Source organism: Bacillus sp. GS3m_15504, assembly GCF_055825275.1.
Genome location: NZ_JBVVNL010000001.1, coordinates 2,989,824 through 3,012,912 on the forward strand (window position 1 = coordinate 2,989,824; position 23,089 = coordinate 3,012,912).

The 23,089-nt window shown below is 33.7% G+C and carries 19 protein-coding genes, 1 pseudogene and 1 riboswitch; of the genes and pseudogenes, 4 read left to right on the top strand and 16 right to left on the bottom strand.

Annotated elements, in window-relative coordinates:
• Positions 1-25: 25 nt before the first annotated feature.
• From AC0L0O_RS15755 to AC0L0O_RS15780, 6 genes are all read right to left on the bottom strand, one after another.
• On the bottom strand, positions 26-973 hold the full coding sequence (locus AC0L0O_RS15755) for a sugar-binding transcriptional regulator (protein ID WP_073522875.1): 948 nt from the start codon (positions 971-973) through the stop codon (positions 26-28).
• A 358-nt stretch (positions 974-1,331) separates the two neighbouring features.
• Positions 1,332-1,958: a LysE family translocator gene (locus AC0L0O_RS15760; protein ID WP_000432995.1), complete on the bottom strand. Its 627-nt coding sequence runs from the start codon at positions 1,956-1,958 to the stop codon at positions 1,332-1,334.
• A 231-nt stretch (positions 1,959-2,189) separates the two neighbouring features.
• Positions 2,190-3,269 carry a non-hemolytic enterotoxin NHE subunit C gene (nheC, locus tag AC0L0O_RS15765; protein ID WP_001172015.1) on the bottom strand — a complete coding sequence of 360 codons (1,080 nt, stop codon included), beginning with the start codon at positions 3,267-3,269 and terminating at the stop codon, positions 2,190-2,192.
• A 107-nt stretch (positions 3,270-3,376) separates the two neighbouring features.
• Positions 3,377-4,585 (bottom strand): non-hemolytic enterotoxin NHE subunit B, encoded by a 1,209-nt coding sequence (gene nheB / locus AC0L0O_RS15770; protein ID WP_000162975.1) that lies wholly within the window; start codon positions 4,583-4,585, stop codon positions 3,377-3,379.
• A 31-nt stretch (positions 4,586-4,616) separates the two neighbouring features.
• The gene (gene nheA / locus AC0L0O_RS15775; RefSeq protein ID WP_000751851.1) at positions 4,617-5,777 is read right to left on the bottom strand and encodes a non-hemolytic enterotoxin NHE subunit A; all 1,161 of its coding nucleotides are present in this window, start codon (positions 5,775-5,777) and stop codon (positions 4,617-4,619) included.
• 593 nt (positions 5,778-6,370) lie between these two features.
• Entirely contained in the window at positions 6,371-8,197 is a 1,827-nt protein-coding gene (locus AC0L0O_RS15780) for an APC family permease (RefSeq protein WP_000254861.1), read from the bottom strand.
• 145 nt (positions 8,198-8,342) lie between these two features.
• A riboswitch (cyclic di-AMP (ydaO/yuaA leader) is annotated at positions 8,343-8,489 on the bottom strand.
• Positions 8,490-8,628: 139 nt separating this feature from the next.
• Here AC0L0O_RS15780 and AC0L0O_RS15785 point away from each other — a divergent pair.
• Positions 8,629-8,757 (top strand): hypothetical protein, encoded by a 129-nt coding sequence (locus tag AC0L0O_RS15785; protein ID WP_000031869.1) that lies wholly within the window; start codon positions 8,629-8,631, stop codon positions 8,755-8,757.
• A 54-nt stretch (positions 8,758-8,811) separates the two neighbouring features.
• On the opposite strand, the gene panE is transcribed toward AC0L0O_RS15785, so the two are convergent.
• On the bottom strand, positions 8,812-9,756 hold the full coding sequence (gene panE / locus AC0L0O_RS15790; RefSeq protein WP_001221887.1) for a 2-dehydropantoate 2-reductase: 945 nt from the start codon (positions 9,754-9,756) through the stop codon (positions 8,812-8,814).
• Positions 9,757-9,931: 175 nt separating this feature from the next.
• Between panE and AC0L0O_RS15795 the strand changes: the two genes are divergently transcribed.
• The gene (locus AC0L0O_RS15795; protein WP_000387449.1) at positions 9,932-11,407 is read left to right on the top strand and encodes a hypothetical protein; all 1,476 of its coding nucleotides are present in this window, start codon (positions 9,932-9,934) and stop codon (positions 11,405-11,407) included.
• Between the two features lie 241 nt (positions 11,408-11,648).
• Here the strand turns inward: AC0L0O_RS15795 and trhO are convergent, their stop codons facing one another.
• On the bottom strand, positions 11,649-12,608 hold the full coding sequence (trhO, locus tag AC0L0O_RS15800) for an oxygen-dependent tRNA uridine(34) hydroxylase TrhO (RefSeq protein ID WP_473785864.1): 960 nt from the start codon (positions 12,606-12,608) through the stop codon (positions 11,649-11,651).
• Between the two features lie 476 nt (positions 12,609-13,084).
• Between trhO and AC0L0O_RS15805 the strand changes: the two genes are divergently transcribed.
• The gene (locus tag AC0L0O_RS15805; RefSeq protein WP_001030656.1) at positions 13,085-14,380 is read left to right on the top strand and encodes an Nramp family divalent metal transporter; all 1,296 of its coding nucleotides are present in this window, start codon (positions 13,085-13,087) and stop codon (positions 14,378-14,380) included.
• A gap of 58 nt (positions 14,381-14,438) precedes the next feature.
• Here AC0L0O_RS15805 and AC0L0O_RS15810 read toward each other — a convergent pair whose 3' ends face one another.
• The 3 genes from AC0L0O_RS15810 to AC0L0O_RS15820 all read right to left on the bottom strand — a co-directional run bounded on the left by AC0L0O_RS15810 (position 14,439) and on the right by AC0L0O_RS15820 (position 17,137).
• Complete coding sequence (locus tag AC0L0O_RS15810) at positions 14,439-15,299, bottom strand: M23 family metallopeptidase (RefSeq protein WP_000265697.1); 861 nt, start codon at positions 15,297-15,299, stop codon at positions 14,439-14,441.
• Between the two features lie 82 nt (positions 15,300-15,381).
• Complete coding sequence (locus tag AC0L0O_RS15815) at positions 15,382-16,449, bottom strand: HAMP domain-containing sensor histidine kinase (RefSeq protein WP_000695263.1); 1,068 nt, start codon at positions 16,447-16,449, stop codon at positions 15,382-15,384.
• Positions 16,439-17,137, bottom strand: coding sequence for a response regulator transcription factor (locus AC0L0O_RS15820; RefSeq protein ID WP_000414545.1), 699 nt, complete (start codon positions 17,135-17,137; stop codon positions 16,439-16,441). The genes AC0L0O_RS15815 and AC0L0O_RS15820 overlap by 11 nt, the downstream gene beginning before the upstream one ends.
• Positions 17,138-17,279: 142 nt before the next feature.
• Between AC0L0O_RS15820 and AC0L0O_RS15825 the strand changes: the two genes are divergently transcribed.
• Positions 17,280-17,810, top strand: a complete 531-nt coding sequence (locus AC0L0O_RS15825) for a GNAT family N-acetyltransferase (protein ID WP_000483979.1) — start codon at positions 17,280-17,282, stop codon at positions 17,808-17,810.
• 117 nt (positions 17,811-17,927) lie between these two features.
• Here AC0L0O_RS15825 and AC0L0O_RS15830 read toward each other — a convergent pair whose 3' ends face one another.
• The 5 genes and pseudogenes from AC0L0O_RS15830 to AC0L0O_RS15850 all read right to left on the bottom strand — a co-directional run bounded on the left by AC0L0O_RS15830 (position 17,928) and on the right by AC0L0O_RS15850 (position 22,666).
• Complete coding sequence (locus AC0L0O_RS15830) at positions 17,928-19,061, bottom strand: TIGR04053 family radical SAM/SPASM domain-containing protein (protein WP_001046902.1); 1,134 nt, start codon at positions 19,059-19,061, stop codon at positions 17,928-17,930.
• 276 nt (positions 19,062-19,337) lie between these two features.
• Complete coding sequence (locus AC0L0O_RS15835; protein WP_411470068.1) at positions 19,338-21,368, bottom strand: class I SAM-dependent methyltransferase; 2,031 nt, start codon at positions 21,366-21,368, stop codon at positions 19,338-19,340.
• Between the two features lie 344 nt (positions 21,369-21,712).
• Complete coding sequence (locus tag AC0L0O_RS15840) at positions 21,713-22,093, bottom strand: BA_1872 family lipoprotein (RefSeq protein ID WP_000838922.1); 381 nt, start codon at positions 22,091-22,093, stop codon at positions 21,713-21,715.
• 79 nt (positions 22,094-22,172) lie between these two features.
• Positions 22,173-22,455: pseudogene (locus tag AC0L0O_RS15845) on the bottom strand (DUF4176 domain-containing protein).
• Position 22,456: 1 nt separating this feature from the next.
• Positions 22,457-22,666: a hypothetical protein gene (locus AC0L0O_RS15850; protein ID WP_001036919.1), complete on the bottom strand. Its 210-nt coding sequence runs from the start codon at positions 22,664-22,666 to the stop codon at positions 22,457-22,459.
• Positions 22,667-23,089 lie beyond the last annotated feature (423 nt).

The window sequence follows — 23,089 nt, forward strand, 5'->3', positions numbered from 1 at the left end:
AATATCTTGAGAAAGCCTTTTATTTCTAACCTTTTTTATAATATAACAATTCTTTCGCCGTATGCTGATCGATAATTAATACATTTGCATACCCACCACGTAACGCACCATCAATTGCTTTTATTTTTCTATTACCACCTGCAACTAAAATAGAGCGTTTCTTTAATTTCAGTTCCTCTAACTCAATTCCAATTGTCCGCTGATTAATCTCTTCGCTACTAATATTTCCGTCTCCATCAAAGAAACGTGAACAAATGTCACCGACCGATTGTTTTTTGAGTAAACTCGTTTCATCCTTATCGAAATAACCTAATCGGAATAATAGCGCTTCGTCTCGCACTGTTCCTACAGTGAAAATTGCAATATTCGCTTGTTTCCCCATTTCGATAATGTGATGAATATGTCGATCCTGCTCTACTAATTCTTTTGTCACTGCATTATCAAATATAACTGGAAGAGGTAGATTTCTTGGCGTCGTTTGAAAAGCATCTGCAAATAATGCTATCGTCTCATTCGCATATGTATTTACACTCGAATGACTAATACCACCTTTTAGCTGGACAACTTCTACTCCTTTTACATGTTGCGGTACGATTTTTCTAGCGATTTCATACATCGTCATTCCCCAGCTTACACCAACGATATCACCGTTTTTAACCGTCTTTTCCATATACTCAGCTGCATATTTACTTATATACTCTGTAATCGTTGCATATTCTGGCACTGGAGAAAATACGACATGTGCCTCTAACAAGTTATATTTTTCTTTCAGTAAATTCCCAACGTTATCTAAATCAGCAAATGGATCGGCTATACTAATTTGAACAAATCCTTTTTCTTTCGCGTACTTTAATAGTCTAGAAATTGTCGGTCTTGAAATATTTAATTTGTTAGCAATTTCTTGCTGACTATAATCTGATTGATAATATAATCTTGCAACTTCAACGCTTAATTGTTGTTTATCTTTATCCATAGTAACTCAATACAAATCCTTTCCTGTATTTCCCTTTCGTTACAAGCATTATACAGCTTTATGCAAGAAATTTCGACTACTGAATTTTATATACCTGAACTTCTACTCCGTTTAGTATATACAATAAAAATTTAATCAATGGGGATTTTGTCCCTCCCCTACTGATTATCATCCCTCACAAACTGGGCGCTTACGGGCGACTCAGCTCCCATAATGTAGAATTTTTTTATTAAGCAAACAGGTCGGATTATTGAGGAACTCATTTTTAAAACTCAAATTAGTATGTAAGTGTGAAATAGTATTAGAATAAATAAGAGAAATAACCACTATTGATTATTTCTCTTTTTCATATACATATTTATTTTTGGAAAAATAATCTAACCCCAAATACTAATAATACTGCGCCCGTAATACCCTCTATTGTACGGTTCACTCTTTCTTTCCTTAAAAAAGTTCTTAATTGACGTATTAGCGAGATATAAAGCAAATACCATATTGCAGTCAAAGTCGTAAATGTGAGTCCTAACCAAAGAAATTGGAAGAAATGGCTTTGATTATTCACAATAAATTGTGGGAGAAAGCTTAAGAAAAATACAGCCGTTTTTGGGTTTAAGATTGCCGTTGTAAATCCTTGTCTAAAACTTTTAATCGTCCCAGTATCCTTAGCGTTCATTTCCAACGAAACTTGCATATCTTCTTTTTTAGAAAAAGCACTTTTAATTGACTTTACAGCTAAATAAATTAAATACAAAGCCCCAGCATATTTAATAAATATAAATAACATAGAAAATTTCATTAGAATGGCCGAGAGTCCTAACGTAGCCATTATTGTATGAATCATCATTCCAGATATCGTGCCTAAGACAGTCTTTATTCCACCATTTGTGCCATACGAGATGGTATTTTTTGTAACTAGTGCGAAACCAGGACCAGGCATTATTATAATTAGCATTGCTGTAAGGATAAACAATAAATAATTTTCCATGTTCTAGCATTCCCTTTCCAAATTTTAGTTTTGCTTACAGTATAGCTTTTTTCATTAAAACATTACATATAAAAAGCTTGATCAGAAGTTTATTTATGTTATTAGTATCAATTTGGCTAAACATTATCCTAAAGCTACATTGATAAAACACATGGCAAACTTATATATCAAATGATAAGTTCAGCTTTCAAAAAACAAGATAAAAAATAAACAGCAGAACTAGTCCACTGTTTACTTCGCCACGCCTTCATGTAATTTTTCTGTATAATCTTTTACATCTTTCCAACTATCTTTCGCTGTATTCAAATCTTCTTTTATAAACGTAAATTCTTCAGGGCTAATTCCTTTTACGTTTTGTAGTAAATTATTATACTTTGCACCTACTGTATACCATTGATTTGATATGTTTTGCAGTGCTGTAATTGCTGCATCAATCGTTTCAGTCATATTTATTGTTTTATTTTTTACATCAGTTAAAATTGCGACTTCTGCTTGTGCTCCAGAAATTCTATCTTTTAAATTAGCGATTTCTCGTTCTGCATTTGCAATATCTTTTTTCGCAACGGCAATCATAGGTCCGCCAGCAAGACATGTTATTAACGCTACGCAAAGTACACCACCAGCAATAACCATATCATTACTCTTTTTGATTGAATCATTATATGTATTGATTTGTTGCTCTAGAGCGGGGATTCCAGCATTCGTACTTGCCAAAATCGAGGTTAGTTGATTTGTATCCTCTTTAAAGCTATTTGTATCTTTCGCCATTCTATCACGAAAGGCTTTCAAATCTCCTAATAATACATCTACCTCATTTTGATTCTTTACAATATCCGCATACAATTTTTCTAAATCCGCTTTCAACTTTACGCTATCTTTTTGATCAATCGCAATTAACATGCTATTATAATATGCTTGAAAAGTATTATTGTAATTAATAATATTTTGATCCGTTTTCATAATTTGCGGCTTCATACGATCTAACCAATACGTCGCGTTAATTTTTGCATCTCGTTGGTGCTGCATCATATTTCCTTTAAACTCACTATTAATCGAACTTATTTTGCTTAAATCCGTTTCTTGCTGATTTTGGATTAACTTTGCATATGAATCCATTGCGAATATGCTCGATGTTGTTTGTGCCATTACATCTTGGAATCCTGCTGGACCAAGAGAATAATCTTTCGCATTTTCTTGTAGTACTTTTACGTTTTGTTCTGCTGCAAAAGTATGTAAAGGAAATGCGTTACTCGTTGCCACCCCAGCAATCATTAACGTTAAAAGACATTTTTTATAAAATCGTTTCTGCATACTTTTCACCTAGTTTCTTTATAAGGGTATAAAAAGCTCCTGCTCACAACTGAACAGGAGCTTCAAATCATTCATCAACACTTAACGCTCTAACGATTCGTATTCGATTATGCTTTTTTCGTATCTACTACTTTAATATCTTCAGCATAAATCTTTTCTGCATAGTCTTTAATGTTTTTCCAGCTATCTTTCGCAATGTTTAAATCTTCTTTAATGAAAACAAGGTCGTTTGGACTAATTGAATCTACATTTTGAAGTAGAGAATTGTATTTTGATCCCATTGTGTACCATTGATTTGAAATATTTTGCAACGCTGTAATTGCAGTATCAATTGTATTTGTTAAATACTCAGTTTGTGTTTTAATGTTTGTTAATCCTGCTACCTCTAATTGAGCAGTTGTAATTTGTCCAGTTATTTTTTGAATTTCAGCTTGTGCATTATCAAGCTCTTTCTTCGCTAATACGATTCCAGCTGTACCACCGCCTACAGCCGCTGCGCCCCCTGCAATTAATGCGACTCCTAGTGGCGTTCCTGCACCTGTAGCAATAACTACTGCACCACCGATAATTGCAATTGGCCCTAGAGCTGTCGCAACTGATGAACCGATAATAATTGCATTATATTTACTAATTGCTTCATTGTACGTTGTAATTTGATTTTGCAGAAGCGGGATTCCAGCGTCTTGACTAGCTAAAATAGATGTAATTTGATTTGCATCACCCTTGAAGTTTTGCGTATCCGACGTCATTTTATTTCGGAATTTCTTCAAGTCTTCTACTAACTGATCTACTTGCGCTTTATTTTCATTAATACTACTTGATAATCTAGTTAACCCTTTCGTAAGTGTCGCTTTATCTTTTGCATCAACCGCAGCAACTAAAGTATCATAATAGTTTTGGAATTTCGTATTATAGTTAATGATATTTTGATTCGTTGAAATAAGCTGTGGCTTTAATACATCTAACCATTGCTTCGCATTTCCTCTAGCTGTATCCTGGTGCTGAATCACTTTTCCTTTTAAAGCAGCATCAACAGTCGATACATTTCCAAAGTTAACATTACCTTGTTTAATGATTGTTAAAGCGTACAGATCCATTACTAAAGCGTTTGAACCTGTTCTTTCCATTGCATCTTTTAAGCCTTCTGGTCCTAATGAGTATTCTTCATAGTCATTATAAGCTTTTGCTACCGCATGAACTGGAGCTTGTTTCACAGTACTTTCAGCTGCATACGTATGGGCCGGCATAATATTCCCTGCTGCAAATACTGCCATAAGTGCTGAAAGAGCCATTACTTTATAAGGTTTTTTTGTCATTTTTCTTCTCTCCCTATATCGTTACTTATTTTTAATGTACTTCAACGTTTGTAACATAATCTTCAAATTGATTTGTTTGTTTATTCATTTCATCACTTACTTTTTTAATTTGATTGAAATGTTTTTGAAGTAAACTACTATCTGTATACGTGCCTTCTTCAACATTCTTTTGAATTTGGATCATATTATTGTTTAAAACTTTCCAATCTGATAATAACGTTTCTAATGTTGTAATTTGACGATCAATTAGTTCTGTAAAGCTACTTACTTGATCTTCAACGAATGTAATTTGAGTCGCTTCTGCTTCAGTTTGTGATAATTTTTGAATAAGTGGTAATAGCTCTTTTTGCTTTTGCTGAATGCGAAGAGCTGCTTCTCTCGTTTGACTATCGGCAGCATTTACAATTTCATTACTTAAAGTACCGATAGAAACAAAATCGATTGTTTTCGTCTGCGCAGTTTGATTTGTAATTGTAAACACTTGTTTACCGATATTAATAGAACCTTTAATAATTTCTTGAGGTCTATTCAAAATAGTCGTTAATTCTGCTTGAATTTCTCCTTGAATTCTTTTAATATCTTCTCTTAATTTCACAATATCTCCACTTGATCCTTGTAGTGTTTTTATTGCTTCATCAGCTTTAATTGATAAGTTGCTACTATCTTTATCTAATACCGTTTTGAATCGATTTAACTCTAATAAATCTTGCTCCATACTCTCTTGGATGCTTTGTACTTGCAATTGTAATTTTCCATATGCATTTGTAAAATCTGCTTTTGCTTGTTCATCCTCATTTACGTTCCCTGCTAGTTCATAAAGCTTACTATAATAGCTATTAAATCTAGTACTATACCTCATCATCTCTTGATTTAAGTCGATTAACTTCGGATTATATTCATCAATCCACTCTCTTACATTTGCCTTTGCAAATTTTTGATGATTCGTCAAACTACTCATCGCGTTTACCTTAATGTCTGGCTGTTGTAAAATAACTAATCCATATGCTTGTATAAGTGGTGATTGTGATCCTAACATTCTAATTGAATTCGATAATGTATTTGGAGCAATTACATTTTGTGCATATACTGTTTTCACTTCTGTTTGCCCCTCCTTAGCGTAAGCGCTTACAGGAATAAAACAACTCGTAGATACCGCTGTAACCAATAACCCTGTAATTAAAGTCTTTTTCACTTTAACTCCTCCTATGTATTAGCAACTATTACTATCGCATTTTATTATTCTATTTTCTTACACATAATTTGAGATGGTTAAAATAGAGAACGTTCTCATCGCGATCCATGTACGAACCACCTCTCCAAAATTTTATTGCTACAGTACTTACTTATTGTTATAAAACTTTTCATATATACTTAGTATGAATAACATTGCATAAATTTTCTATTTCATCTTATTTTCCACATTGATACAGTGAATATATTACATAAAAATATTATTCACCTTAAACTAAATAACGTACGTAAATATGAAATTCCGTTTTGTTTTCATGTAAGTTTTGTACTGTAAGGTCATTTAAACACAGCTATTTATATAACGTAAAGAAGTATTTTCATTCCCTTTATTTTCAAGCCTTCATGTCTTTATTTCAAAATATAATCCACTTCACTTTTTCAATTGAAATATCCATATATCACAACAAAAATCTCTACTTTCTCCAAGACGCAAAAATTATATTAATATACTTTTATAACCCATATGCAATTATGCATAGCGTATACACAAAAAGGATAGCTTCACTTACGTAAAGCTATCCTTAAAAAACCTTCTTACTTTTTCAAATGATATGGAACTGTCGTAATAACAACATTTCTTTTATAAAGTAAATACGCACGAATAAGTAAACTAGATTGATTATGAAGAATGTTATGCCAACCTTTTTTCGGAATGAACTGTGGTATAACGACAGTAACTCGGTAATTTGATTCACTCGCTTTATATTGTACTGTATCAATAAACTTTGTTAGCGGTTGAATAATACTTCTATAATGAGAATGTAATGTAACAAGCCTTACTTCAGGTTGCCACTTCTTCCATTTCTCTTCAAATTTCTTTTCCTCTTCTCTGTCAAAAGCAACATATACAGCGATAACTTGATCTGCAGAAAGAGACTTCGCATAGTTTAATGAATTTTCTACTACATGCGTCATACCAGCTACTGGAACGACAATTACATTTCCTTCAATCGGTACAATCCGTTCACAAGTTTTTAAACTTAGTTGGTCACCTACTGCATCATAATGCTTCTTAATTCGGTGGAACAAGAAGATAATAACAGGTAAGAAAATAAGGATTGACCAAACTTGTGCGAACTTAGTTAAAAAGAACATACTCATTACGATAAAACTAATGACTGCACCAATTAAATTGACCGTTAATCTCAAAGCCCATCCTTCAGGTTTTTCACGAAGCCATTTTAATACCATACCCGTTTGAGAAAGTGTAAATGGAATAAATACACCTACTGCGTATAATGGAATTAAATGCTCTGTTTGCCCTTGGAAAGCTACAATTAAAATAATCGATGCAATTCCAAGTATAATAATTCCGTTTGAGTAACCTAGGCGGTCTCCTCTAATCGTAAACATTCTCGGTATAAACTTATCTTTTGCAAGGTTTACTGCTAATAACGGAAACGCAGAATATCCTGTGTTAGCAGCAAGAATTAATATTAAAGCCGTTGTACCTTGTATAAAATAGTACATGAAATTACGTCCAAATGTTTGTTCAGCAATTTGTGAAACAACTGTTACTTCTTTACTTGGAGAAATTCCGTAATAATAAGCTAAGAACACAATTCCTGAAAATAAAACTGCAAGTAATGCACCCATTGCAAGCAATGTTTTCGCTGCATTGTTAGGTGCAGGATCTTTAAAATTTGGAATTGCATTAGATATCGCCTCAACACCTGTTAAAGCAGAACTTCCTGAAGCAAATGCTCTTAACAATAAAAACAAACTAATTCCCGCAACCGGCGTTCCAATCGGCGTGTGTAGAGCCTGCGAAACGTGACCCGTTAAAATATTATATATCCCTACACCAATTAATATAAATAGTGCTAAAACGAATAAATAAACAGGATATGCTAAAACAGAAGCTGATTCTGTTACGCCTCTTAAATTTAAGATGGTAATACATATAACAAATATAATCGCAATGATTACATTATGTGCATGTAAACTAGGAAAAGCTGATGTGAGTGCGTCTGTACCTGCAGACACACTTACTGCAACAGTTAAAATATAATCGACTAATAAAGATCCTCCAGCAATTAACCCTGGATTCATCCCTAAATTTTCTTTTGATACAACATACGCGCCCCCGCCATGCGGATAAGCAAAAATAATTTGACGATAAGATAAAATAAGGGCTGTCAATAATACTAATACCCCAATAGCTATCGGAATGGAATACCAATAAGCTATCGCTCCAATGCCTGCTAATGCAATTAAAATTTGCTCTGGACCGTAAGCAACCGATGATAAAGCGTCAGAAGATAAGATTGCTAGTGCCTTCGTTTTATTAAGCTTTTGTTCTCCTAACTCAGTTGATTTTAACGGTCTTCCAATTAAAAATCTTTTAATAGATGAAACCAATGCTGTCCACTCTCCAATAATTTTGTACGAACTTTTCTGCTAGTTACAGCGGATAAACTATTTCTTCAGAAAACAAAAAAATGTCTACAAGCCATAACGAAATAGACTTGTAGACATTATTTTTTTTGTCGCACAAGCTCCACCTTCCTTCTCAATATAACGCTTACGAGGTTAGCTGTCGGATTCGGGCCTATGAGTAGCCCTACCTTTTTCAAGGATTCACCCCATTGGATTAAGAACTAATCCATAAGAACGGGTCCCCCGCACCATGCGGTTTCAGCGATTTAGAAAATTGAAACTGTGGATTATAATACTCCTTTATTTTCAAAATGTAAACAAAAATTTTGAAAAAGAAAAAATTAAAATGATTGCGCATAATCCGCTGGTAAATATACATAATGAATACTAAAAAATCGATAAAGGAGACCCATATGTCTAAAGAAAAGAAACCTATTTTTTCCGATTCCTATTTAGATGCATTAGCAAATGAAATTAATCAATTATATGGGAAACGTGAACAGGAAATAAATTTGACAGATAGAACAAAAAGAAATAAATAATTTGTCATAAAAAAGAAAGCAATACACTTATATATTGCTTTCTTTTTTATTTTTTCATACATCCAATTCTATTGCAGATCTGTTCAAGGTCATTTCTTCATACACTTTCAAATTTTGATATACTACTCCTAATAATGGTGCTTCTATAGAGAATTGTTTTGCTACATCTAGCAAGTATCCTTGTAAGTGCGTCCCTTCAATGGACGAGCCTTTTTCCATATCACGCTGCATCGATGACTTCATATCATATGAAATTTTATCAATTGTTTTCATATGTTCCTCGGTAATATCATCTTTAACGGGTGCCCCAATACATCTCATAATTTGCACACATTCTTCAAATAAGTTTCGGATAAAATCGTGTCCACCTTCGCTTTCACGGATTGGTCCTATTGGTGCACGCATTAATGTTGTCACACCTGACATTACAGTAATAAATAAATATTTATGCCACATATCTTGCGTAATATTTTCACTTAAAACAAAACTAGATTTTGTACCTGCAAATGCTTTAGAAATATGCTTTATTTTCTCTGCATGTTGAGACTTCATTTCTCCAAACACAAGTCTATTTGCAGCGCTAGTTTGTACAATTTCTCCTTCATCGTTTAACGTCGTCTCGATAAAGCATAAACCGCCAATTACTTTTTCCTCACCGAATTCCTTTTGTAATAGCGATAAATGAGCAATACCATTTAACAACGGAATGATTACAGTACTTTCGCCAACAAACGGTTTCAAATCTTGAATTGCCTCGTTTAAGTGATACGCTTTTGTTGAAAATAAAATGACATCAAATGGAGCAGTTCGATCTTCTTTCGTTATTAATTTCGGTTGAAAGGAAAAATCTCCGTTAACACTTCGGATTACAAGTCCCCTTTCCTCCAATTGTTTTTTCCGTTTACTACGAACAAGAAACGTAACATCTTCTCCTTTTTCTACTAAGCGACCTCCAAAAAAGCCTCCAACGCCACCAGCTCCTAATACTAAAATCCGCATACAACATCCCCCTTTTCAAAATATAAATTTATAACTTTTAGTATATATAATATTATACATGTCCCCTGCTAAATAAGCTGAATTTTCATTCTTACTCAAGTATAAAACAGTGGTTATTTTCAAATAAATTTGGGCATGTTGTTTTTATAGCATATATGGAAAGGAAACAATGTAAATGGAAGCAATACAAACAATCGAGGAAAAAGATGTAACAACAGCGATATTTCAATTTATATTCCCGTTTTCATTTAAAACTGGATATGAACAAAATATGTTCCCTTTCTTACAGAAAAATGATTTCCGTCCTTTTCGACTCGATCATCTTGAAAATGAAAATACATACTACGGAAAGTTTCAAGTTTCACATCAAAATATGGAAGCATACTATCTTTCATTTACGAATAAAATTCTCTTTCCTCATTCTGAAAATCAAAAAGGCTTACAGCGTTATTCTAAAGACCTTAATTTAAAAGGCCTTTTAACAACAAATCTTATTTCCGTTCCATTTAAGATTCATTCTATTGACGTAACACTTTGTCCTTATGAGCTTGGTTTCTTAACAATTCGGACAGAAGTAGAAACCGCTCCAAACATGACATTATCAGAAGCAATTGAATTCGCTGCACGCTTCCGTGTACTTGAAACGAGAAATGATACAAACGAAACGATTTGTATTGAATGTAATGGAAAAAAGTATTCCCAAGTGGAAAGATTCATTTTTGGTTATTTATTTCATGGCGTAACAGATTTCTTTGAGAAGAAGAGATTAAGAAGCTCTTACTTTCAAACATTTCCTTTCTTTGAAGACCAAAGAATGTACGTTCAAACTTTACTATCTATAAAAGCAGATATGGAGCTTACTGAAGTGGATGTTTATCGGACTTCCAGTCTTTCCGGGTTAACAAGTGACGGTAAGGCTTATGTAAGTGCAAATAATTTCCCTTATATTCATGACTATTTAAAAAAACACGCTTACCAGAGATGGGCTCCAAATCGTTATTTCATTATGGAAGAACATATTTTCACATGTGTAACAAATGAAGGAGAACGCGAATTCACTAAACTTGCTAGTCAAATGTACGGAGAATTTTATTACGCTTTATTATTAAATCTATTTCATAAAATTGTTTTATTAAAAATGGCAAACGCTTATGCTGAGCTAAACATTGAACAAGATACAAATGAAATAGAGCAATTAATTTATGCAATCAATTCATTTACTGCAAATTACTTTTCTTTAGAGCTAGTATCCCAATCACAGAGTGAAGATATTTTCTTTCGCTTAAGAAAGCTTTTTAACATCGAGATTTTATACTCGAATGCAAAACAAAATCTTGATAGTTTGTTTAAATATCAAGAAAATGTCGCCTCTAAAAAAGATAGCCTTTTATTATTAATTTTAACGCTCTACTCTGTAGTGGGCCAAATGTTAGGATTTACTATGATTGACCTGTTAAGAAACACCGATTCAAACAAAATATCATCGCCACTTGAATTTTTCGCGCTGTTGATAGCAATTAGCGGCATAGTCATTTCACTTATTTTAGGTGCGCAAAGTTTATACCAATGGGGTATACAACATAAACGAAGAAAAGCGTGGGTAAAACAAACTGTACTTTCTGCTGTGAGAGAGAAAGACAATAAGAAGTAAAGAAGATTATTTTTAAACTACAAATACGTAGTACAATTCAGTAAGTGAAATTTTTATCAGCGATTTTCAAATTATATCGGCGCAACTCGAAATATATCAGCGATTTTCAAATTATATCGACGCAAATCAAAATATATCAGCGATTATTTAAATATATCGACTTACCAACAAAAAACGACAAAAACAAATCGAATATGAAAAAGGCTAATCCAAAATAAAATTTAGATTAGCCTTTTCCCTCTTACTTCCCTGCTTCGATTTTCTCTAATGCAGCAGCTACTTGTTCTTCTGTTAATTCATGTTGTATTACGTAGCGGTTACGTGGGCTTACACGACATTCGTGAGAACATGCACGTAAATATTTCGCTTCGTTTTCTTCAGAACATAAAATTTTCTTGTTACATTCTGGATTTGCACAGTTTACATAGCGCTCACAAGGTTCACCTGTAAAGTGGTCTTTACCAACGATAACATGTTCTTTTTGGTTTACTGGTACAGCGATACGCTCATCGAACACGTAACATTGTCCATCCCAAAGCTCACCTTGTACTTCTGGGTCTTTTCCGTACGTTACAATACCGCCGTGAAGCTGACTTACATCTTCATAGCCTTCACGAACTAACCAACCAGAAAACTTCTCGCAACGAATTCCACCTGTACAATAAGTTAAAATCTTTTTGCCTTCTAGTACTTCTTTATTTTCACGAATCCAATCTGGTAATTCACGGAATGATTCGATATCAGGTTTAATCGCACCTTTAAAGTGACCTAAATCAAACTCATAATCATTTCGTACATCAATGATAACTGTATCTTCTTGTTTCATTGCTTCATAAAAATCTTTTGGCTCTAAATACTTTCCAGTTATTTCGTGTGGGTTAATGTCATCTTCTAGACGAAGTGTAACTAACTCTGGACGAGGACGCACGTGCATTTTCTTGAATGCATGACCATCCGCTTCATCTATTTTAAATACGATACCGTCAAAACGTGGATCGTTGTTCATTGCTTCCATGTATTTCTCTGTTTGTTCTACAGTACCAGAACAAGTTCCGTTAATACCTTCTTTAGCTACAAGGATTCTTCCTTTTAACTCAAGTGAATTACAAAATTCTAAATGCTCTGCCGCGAATTCTTCTGGGTTTTCAATTGTTGTGTACATGTAATATAGTAATACTCTGTATGGTTTTGTAGTTGCCAATGTATTTCTACCACCTATCTAATTTTTAAAATCATGTATAAGTTAACGTTCATATCAAAACATATATAATAAGAAAATGAATCCCATTTCCTTCTCTTTATACTATTTTCTATCAGTTAACAAAAATAAAAAACAAGATTACACACCAAAACACTGTGGTTATGTTGTAATCCCAATATATTATATATCATACAAATGCAATTCCATCAATTAATATGCTGTATTATCGGCTTTATGTTCACATAAATTTCAAAAACAGCCCTTTAATTCATTATGTTTCCCCGCCTCATCACACCATAAACTCCCAATTTTTAATAACACCACACCATTCATTGTATAAAGGCATATAATTTGTACTAAGGAAACATTTGTGTTCAAATAAAAATATAACATATTACATTTAAATGTATTGAAATAAAGAATAAGAATACTTACAATAATTTCATCAAGTTAACATTTCAAAGGGGAAAACTACTATGAATAAAGATATATCAAAAGATGAACATGTCCCTTCTCAAAGTACAACTGTTCAATCAGCGCATTTAGCATTAAGCGGACAAACGAAAGGCTTAAAAAGACTATTACCATTCTTAGGTCCTGCTTTCATCGCTTCAGTCGCTTATATTGATCCTGGCAATTTCGCGACAAATATTGCCGCTGGATCACAATATGGATATTTATTACTCTGGGTAATTCTTGCTTCTAATTTAATGGCTGTATTAATCCAAACTTTATCCGCTAAATTGGGAATCGCTACGGGCAGAAACCTTCCTGAGATCGCTCGAGAAAACTTCCCAAAATCTGTTTCCATCGGTTTATGGATACAAGGTGAACTCGTTATTATGGCGACTGATTTAGCTGAATTTATTGGAGCCGCACTCGGATTGTATTTATTATTTGGGATTCCGATGTTACCCGCAGCTTTAATTACAGCTGCTGGATCATTTATTATTCTTGAATTTCAACGCAGAGGCTTTCGTCCATTAGAAGCGATTATAACGGGGATGATTTTTATCGTTGTTATCGCTTTTGGTGTACAAGTCTTTTATGCAAAACCGGAATTAAGTCCTTTACTTTCAGGGCTTTTCATTCCGAAATTCCAAGGTGTAGACAGTATATTACTTGCAGCTGGAATTTTAGGTGCGACAGTTATGCCGCACGCAATCTATTTACATTCCGCCTTAACACAACGCCGCGTAGTCGGAACAAATGATGAACAAAAGAAAAAGATTTTCCGCTTCGAGTTTATTGATATCATTATCGCAATGATTATCGCTGGAGCAATTAATGCAAGTATGTTAATTGTTGCTGCTGCACTATTCTTTAAAAACGGCTTGCATGTTGAAGATCTTGATGTTGCTTTTAACCAGTTTAGTAACTTAGTCGGTCCTGTATCAGCTGCTTTATTTGGAATTGGTCTCTTATCAGCAGGACTATCTAGCTCTTCTGTCGGTACAATGTCAGGTGATATTATTATGCAAGGTTTCATTCGAATGCACATTCCGTTATACTTACGCCGATTTATTACAATGATTCCGCCATTAGTTATTATCGCTTTAGGTGTAAATCCAACTTACGCTCTAGTCATGAGCCAAGTCGTCTTATCATTCGGTATTGCCTTTGCATTAGTACCACTTATTATGTTTACAAGTAGTAAAAAAATTATGGGTACACTCGTTAATCACCGCATAACTACCTTTATCGCTTGGATTATTGCTGTACTTGTTATCATTTTAAATATTTTCTTACTGTATCAAACATTTGTGGGTTAATAAAAAGGGTATTCCAATTTCAATTTGGAATACCCTTTTTGTTTGAATTACTTTCCTTCTACTTATCACTCATATATGTCCCTCTTTCCGGCATCATCGCACCTTTTTCAGTTTGAAAATACAGCGGCAATCCTTCCGCTAAAAACATACTTATCTTTGATGGATCCTGCCTTTGATGATGAATATGTAAATGTGGCTCACTTGAACTTCCTGAGTTACCTACTTGAGCAAGAAACTCTCCTTCATTTACATGTTGTCCTTCCTTCACTTTAATTGATCCTTTCTTTAAATGCGCAAGAACCAAAAATGTCCCTGTTTCATCTAGTCGTAAATAAATATGATTTCCCGCCATTGACTGAAAATCATCCGATCCCGGAACTAAATCTTTTTCATCATTATTAATTGATACAACTGTTCCAGAAGCTGGTGCCGTTACTCTCGCTCCGTATATTCCATAGTCCTTTAATTTACTACTTTTCACTTCAGCAGGTGGAATAAGAATATCATATGCCCATCGTTCATTTGGTTTTATAACGTGATAGTTCGCTTCTAATCGATCGCCACCCCATCCTACTAATGCTCGTTCATTTAAAGGAAAACGAACAACTATTTTAGGGCTCATAGACTGTACATTTGCTGGATAAGCAAGTCCGCCTATGTTAGCGAGCCATCCTAAAGGCCAAGCTCCAATTATAGAAAAAAGAACTATGAAGAGGAGCATACTATCTATCCGCTTTCTAAAAATGCCTTTCCACACAAATAGTAATACTGACCCTATCAAAATAAAGCTTGATACGAAGCTAAAGGCTTGTATACTCCACCAAAAAACGACTGATATAACACCTTTAGCTAAATAAACTATACTCCAACTTGTAAGTAAAAAAGCAACTAAAATTACTAATACATATTTCTTCCACATGTCGTATCCCTACTCTCATATCTTTGTTCTACATGATACGAATTAAAAATTACGACATATAAAAGAAATACTTACGACTTTCTTACAATTCTTTATGCTGCGGTAAAGCGATAGTGAAAATAGTTTCTTTCTCGTTACTGCGCACAGTGATATCCCCTTTATGAAGCTCTGCTATACTTCTCGCAATTGCAAGTCCCATTCCTTTTCCACCTGTATGGGAGCTACGTGATTTTTCACCACGATAAAACTTCTCAAAAACGTAAGGAAGGTTCTCATCTGGAATACATTGTCCAAAATTTTTAACTTCTATTTCAACATTCATGTCTCTTTTAGAAACTAGAATTAAAATCTCCTTTCCGTCTTTCCCGTACATAATACTATTACTAATTACATTTTCGAATAACCTCACCATAAGCGCTACATCTATTTCCACATGTAACTCCTTATCACCTTTTATACAAAAGCTCATATTAGCATCATCTAGTTGTGGTACAAAATCAATCATAATTTGTTCCATTAACGCTTTCATATTTACTACACTTTTATGTAATTCAATCTCTCTATAATTTATTTGACAGTATTCTAATAATTCATCTACTTGATTTTTTAATTCATAACTTTTTCGCTTTAATATGCTTACATACTGTTCACATTCTTCTCCATTTGCATGCAGCTTATTTCCTAATAAGTCCGCATAACCGATTAAAGATGTTACAGGTGTTCGTAAGTCATGCGAAATATTACTAATCATTTCATTTTTCATTTCCTGTGATTTTTTTTCATTCTCGACAGACTCTTTTAAACTTTTGGCCATTCTATTTACATTCGTCGCTAATTCACCAATCTCGTCATGTTTTGAAATAGGTATGTATACTTCAAAATTACCCTTACTTATTTCCTTCACGTTCTTATTAATTTCAGACAATCTTTTCATCATTGTTTTTGTCATACATGCAAAGTATGCCGTAGTAAAAATCAAAAAAACTATAAAATATAAAAATGAATATTTTTCCTCTAACGTAGTAACATGACTATATATATTTCCAATTAAAATTTGAAACACTATTATACTTATAGTTGCTAACAAGATGCTACATATGAATGCGATAAAAAACTTAGCTCTAATGCCTTGTAATGATTTAATCTTCAATTTTATATCCGACTCCCCAAACATTTTGAATAAACTTCGGTTCTTTTGGATTCTCTTCAATTTTATTTCTTAATCTTGCGATATGAACCATTACTGTATTATTGCTTTCATAGGCCCTTTCTTTCCAAACGCTCTCATATATTTCTTCAATAGTAAACACACGATTCTTTGCAGCTGCCATTAAGAATAAAATATCATATTCCGTTTTTGTAAGATTGATTGTTTCTCCATATAACATTACTGTTCTCGACACTTCATCTATTTCTAAACCTCTAATGTTTATTTTCTTTTCTATTACTTGGACAGCATGTTGATTGAAATATGTATACCTTCTTAATTGTGCTTTCACTCTTGCGATAAATTCAATTGTACTGAACGGCTTCACAATATAATCATCTGCTCCCGTACTAAATCCAACAACTTTATCTACATCCGATGATTTGGCGCTTAAAAATATAATTGGTAAACTATGTTTCTCTCTAATCCGTCTACACAATTCTATCCCATCCATTTGTGGCATCATAATATCCAAAATAGCAAGTTGAATGCTATTATTATTTATAATTTCTAAAGCCTCTTCTCCGTTATAAGCACTAAAAACTTTAAAACCTTCTTGCATTAAATTCACGTTCATAAATCGAACGATATCTTGATCATCATCTACAATTAAAATTGAATTTTTCTCCATATACAAACCTCTTTTTGAAATATATTCCACAATCAATTTTATCATAAATTAAAGCCATACTTCCCTCTTGAATAATCTTTATTTTCAGACTAAATTATATAATAACAAAACATTCTAGTTTCAAAAGAAATGGAGTGAAAGCATGTTTCCTATATTGAAAACCGACCGACTCATTCTACGAGAACTTACCGAAGAAGATGCACCAAGTATACTAAAATGCTTTTCTAATACTGACGTACTGCGCTATTATGGCCAAAAACCATTACAGGATATTGATCAAGTGAAACAAATCATTCATAACTTTAAGTTGAGTTACAATGCAAGAAGCGGTATAAAATGGGGAATCGAATTAAAAAACAAGAAAGAACTCATTGGAACAATCGGTTTTCACGATTGGTCTTCTGAGCATAAACGGGCCAATTTAAGTTATGCCTTTTTACCTGAACACTGGGGAAAAGGATATGCAACTGAAGCTGTTTCTGAAGTTATATCATACGGTTTCCATACCATTCATTTAAAGCGTATTGGGGCAATTGTATTTCTTGAAAATGAAGCTTCTAATAAAGTGCTATTAAAATTAGGTTTTGAAAAAGAAGGAGTTCTAAAGAATTATATGTATCAAGATGACATTCCCTATGATACGAATTTTTATTCTTTATTAAAATCGGTTTAATAGAATACATGTGTAAAAAACTTGTTTCAGTACAACAGTTATAGGTAGCGAATTTTTAATGAAGGATGCGAAGTACTATACTTTATAAAACATTAAAAAAGGGCTGTGAGTAAGCTTTTACTCATAGCCCTTTTTTATGTTCTTTTTCTGTTTTCGCAATGCTTTTGGTACGTATACGCAGAAAGGCTCACTTTCCATATAATCCCCCGTCATTGCATATGCTCTAGAACGAGATCCCCCACAAACATATCGAAACTCACAAACACCACACTTTCCCTTATACTTGTCAGGATTACGAAGATTTTGAAAAATAGGGGAGTTTCGATAGATTTCAGCTAGCGAATTTGTTCTAATATTCCCGGTTCTAATCGGCAATAACCCACTTGGATATACATCTCCAATATGAGAAATAAATACAAAACCGTTTCCATCATTCACCCCTTTTGGAGCACGCCCTAGCCCATCAACTCGCCCCGTCGTCCCATTCATCAATACATCCTGATATTGAATGACCTGTTTTTCCTTTTTATGTTCTTTCATTTTTTCTTGGATCACAACACGTCTATAGTGCTGACCAGCTGTTGTTTTAATATCAAAAGAAACCTTTTTATTAAGTTGATATAGCCAATGGAATACCCTTTCATGTTGGGCTGGTGAAATCATATCTTTTTCCTTCCCTCGCCCTGTTGGAACTAAGAAAAATATACTCCAAAGTACACATTCTAATTCTTCTATTAATACTGCCATCTCTTCAAGTACATCCACATTATAATTAGAAACAACGGTATTAATTTGAATAGGAATTTTTAATTCATGCAAATAACGAATCGCATTCATCGTTAATTGAAATGAACCTTCTGTCCCTCTAAAATGATCGTGTATTTCAGCTGTTGGTCCATCTAAACTAAATGCCCATCTAGCAAGTCCTACTTCTTTTGCTTTTTGAATCGCTTCTTTCGTAACGTTCGGGGTGGCGCTTGGTGTCATAGATACTCGAACACCTTTTTTCACTGCATATTCCGCAATATCATATACATCTGGACGCATTAATGGATCTCCACCAGTAAATACAAGCATTGGATTTTCCATTTCATATATATCATCAATTAGTTTCTTTCCTTCTTCAAATGTTAGTTCTAGAGGATGACGATGATACTGTGCTTCTGCACGACAATGCAGACATTTTAATTGACATGCTCTTGTCAACTCCCATATTACAATAAATGGATTATTATTAAAATCAAGATTCATCAATATTAACCCTCCCATCAATTGATATTCTAATTGTAAAGTTATATATGTATTTATGGTGTGAGATGTATCACAAATCATTCTCTTCCTACCCTACTGTTGATCTAATGTTTCTACCTTCCTCTTCACCAATTACAGAATCTCTTTTTTTAATATAAATACCCCTTTAGACTAAATTATCTAAAGGGGTATTTATATTAACATCTCTGCTTTCTTCAACTCATCAAATTTAAATTAAGTTTTTTAAAATAGTATTTTTAAAGTCTTTCAACATCATTACCTCTTTTCTAAAACCATAAAGAACGTACTATCCGGTAGCGCAACCGCATTCCCAGACTCATCTGTAAACTCGATTTTCTCGCTAAGATGATTTGTATATCCATCCTGCAAATAGTTCATAGCTTGAACGATATTTACTTTATCTCCAAAAATCCCCTTTACGAAATCCTTATAGTCGTTTGGCGTAAAGATTCCAAACTGCTCCTGTACTTCATGAACAAAGGAATCCTCGCCCCAAGTATACGTATATAAGAACTCCATTGCATCATTAACAGGCATTTTGACTGTATTGTCTGCAAGTACCTCATACTGGATTATACGCCCCTTAAATTCTTGGACATACTGCTCTAAGAACTTCATTCCACCTGCATCTTTAAAACGAATCACCCGCATTAACCTTTTATCTTCGGTCATGATGCCATCACGGATGATAATACGGCCTCCTGGCTTTAACACCTCATAAGCACTCTGCAGCCCCTTTTTAATTACTTCATGATTAAATTTCTTACCTTCATACTCGATATAAGAGAACAACTCATGAAGGATAGAAGAATATACAATCGTATCAACCGATTCTTTTTCAAATGAGCTACTTAAATTGATTGCATCCCCTTTAATGACGTTCCAAGAACGCCCCTCGTTCTGCTTCTTCTTTTTCAACGTATCAATCACGTTTTCGGAAATATCGATACCGTAGATTCGTTTATCCTCGGTCTCTTCTTCAATCATGTCTAGCATGACACCACCACCGGCTCCGACATCTACAATCGTATCTCCCTTTATGTAATCAAGAATAATTCGTTTATCATCAGCCGAGCTATTCATATGCTCCAGATACACTTCTTCGTTATGGAATCTATCATATGCATCCTTTCGTAACCCGAAGAAATCAAACAGCAGCACATTTGCCCGAGCATGCATCATATCTATCTTTTCTGCCTCTACACAGAAGGTAATTAACGCCTCACCTACAGCAGAAAACCGAAACGACACATACGCAGTCTTCATATCTTCATCGACTTTAACCTGAAAAGAAACATGCGTTGTATTCGGTTTCTCGTTCTCACGGTACTCCCGTAAATACTTCTCAATAACTCGCTTACGATACACGTTGTCCTTTTTTTCACCTTTGAAATCATAATGTAGCTGCTGCATCAATTTCTCGAAATGTATATGCTGAACTTTTCTAGTGCCTATCTCATTCTTTAACATAACAAAAACTGTCCAAATATCCTCAAAGCTAAGAGCATGCATAGAAGGTTCTACATACCACAAATCCTTATTAGATAGGAATGTTTGAACGTCACTCTTCTCGCTCCCCATAATTATATCTTTTTCAAATGCTGACTCCTTATGTTTTGGCGTGAGTCTATGTATACGAGAAGTAAATGGCTCCATATAACCATCAAACAGACCATCAATTGTAATCTTCACATCGTTCTTCACTTCACTCCACAAAGCTTTTGATACGCCCTCAATAATGCATTGGTTAAGATAGTATAGAATCTCCTTTAACCTAACGTCTCCGTATTCTTCTTTATATGTGTTAATTAAATCAACATGAGAGTCCAAACGAGCCTCCCCGCGGATATACTGCCCGATTAATCCATGTGTTCTAATTAAATCTTGAATAAACAAATATTCAGTAGAGTTTAAGTTTGTCTCTACACGTTCAATAAACTGAATATCACTAAAGATATCAGCAGAACCCTCGTTATGTACCAATAGATTAATCCCTTTTTTCTTCCATTGCTCCCGCTGTTTTAAAGATCCTACCTTTGCAAGCTCACTATACGTTAGTACCTTTTCAATAATACGATATGCTTCTTCATCTAAAGACAGTCCATCCAACACTTGCAGCGTACGGTGTACGTAGTACAATACTGCATCTGTTTTTAATGCACCAAGTACTTGTACATTCTCATAGTTTTGATGTATCTCCTCTGCCTCAATTAGATGCTTTAACCACGTAGGGATTGCAACAGAAATCCCTTCAATGTATGTATTTAGAACTTCAATGCTTTTCAACTTATTTTCCCCCATATATAATCAATATCTGTAGTAAGGTCTAGGACACATTCTTCAAAAAGAGCATCACCTTATGTCCCTCCTCCTAAATACTACTACTTGCTTTTTACCATCTACATCTCTTTCGAATAAAAATGTATCAAACCCAATCTTTTTATCATGTAAAAGAGAGTTATAAATTCCGTTACTAACATCCCAAAGTTGTAACATTTTCTTTTGTTCACCTCTTATTTTAACTTCATGAGGAATTTCGGAAGATCATCTCTTAAATTGATAAACATATGTTGTGACAGAATCAACTGAAAATGGAAACGGCAAGCGGGTGCACTCCACTTGCCGTTTTTTCATAGCTTAGTATGTATTTGAATTTCTTTTGCTTTCTCTTTTTCACCCTTCACGCGTACAATTAAATCATATGATCCGGATTTTGAAGCTTCAAAAGAAAGCAAACCTTCTTTTTGAGAAGTGATTTCTTCTTCATAAATAACCTTATCATCTTTTGTAACTTGTAATAAAATCGTACCTTCTTCAACAGCTGCTTCATAAGGGATTTCCACATTTCCTTTTTCAGCTTTAAGCGTTTGTACATCGTAATACCCTTGCAGAGAACCAATTTTTAAAGTCGTTTCCCCATTTTTTTGAACCTTTGTAACTTGTGTTGCTGTATTGCACGCGCTTAACAATACGACAAGAGTGAGAATCATAAATAAACGTAATGATTTCATAGAAATTCCCCTTTTTTATGTATATGTGAATTAAGATCCATTCTTTAACTATTTCAAAAACACCAACACCTAAAAAGAATCACTGCTTTTCTTCAATTTCTTTTTTAAATAATTTTTGAAACTCTACTTCTGTTTCATTAATAAAACCAAGATGTAACACACTAGAGATATCTTCATGATTCAAAAAGAAATTGTACTCCGAAGAAATATTACCATGAGGGAAATAACAACATAAATAATCCCATGTTTTTTGTTTCAGAATCCATCTGTCTTCTTCCTTAAACCATTAATGGATGTTCCCAATCTTTAAACATTACAACAGAACCTATTGGAAGTAATTCTAACTCTAAATTTTGTCCCACCTTATTTCCCACCTCTTAAAATAGCTTTTTTTACAATAAAATACATAATAGAGAATAGTAAACAAGCTCCAATTGTACCGAAAGTTGCAATTGAAATTTTCCCTGCTAATGATTCATTTGGATCTAATGCATTAGGTAAAACTGTTCCAAAAATTGCAATGCAAGCTAATATAACCATAAAATATTTTAAATTTTTTACTTTCTTATTCATACTAATTTTCCCCTTTATTCCTTAACATTAACTTCTAAACCAAATCACCGATATCCCCAAATTAATATCCCTCCAAGTATTATACATACCCATTAATTCATATAGAAAAAGCCCCGTTCCAATCGAACACTTAAGCTCCCATCCTTTTTACAATACTCAAATAATTACAAACAAACTTCTCTATCAATTCATCTTAATACTCCAAATTACCTCTTAAGTATACCAAGGACAAAATATATAATCTAATATTTTTTATATATAATTAAAAACAAACATAGTTACAACAAGAGAATGCTTATATGCTGATTTGTACTGCATTCCCTTATTCCATGTATGCTATATTTCTATTCTTTTTTTACTTAAATAAATTGCTCAATCTTATTTGTTGCAACTTCTTATGAATGCGTGACTACAATTTTGCAT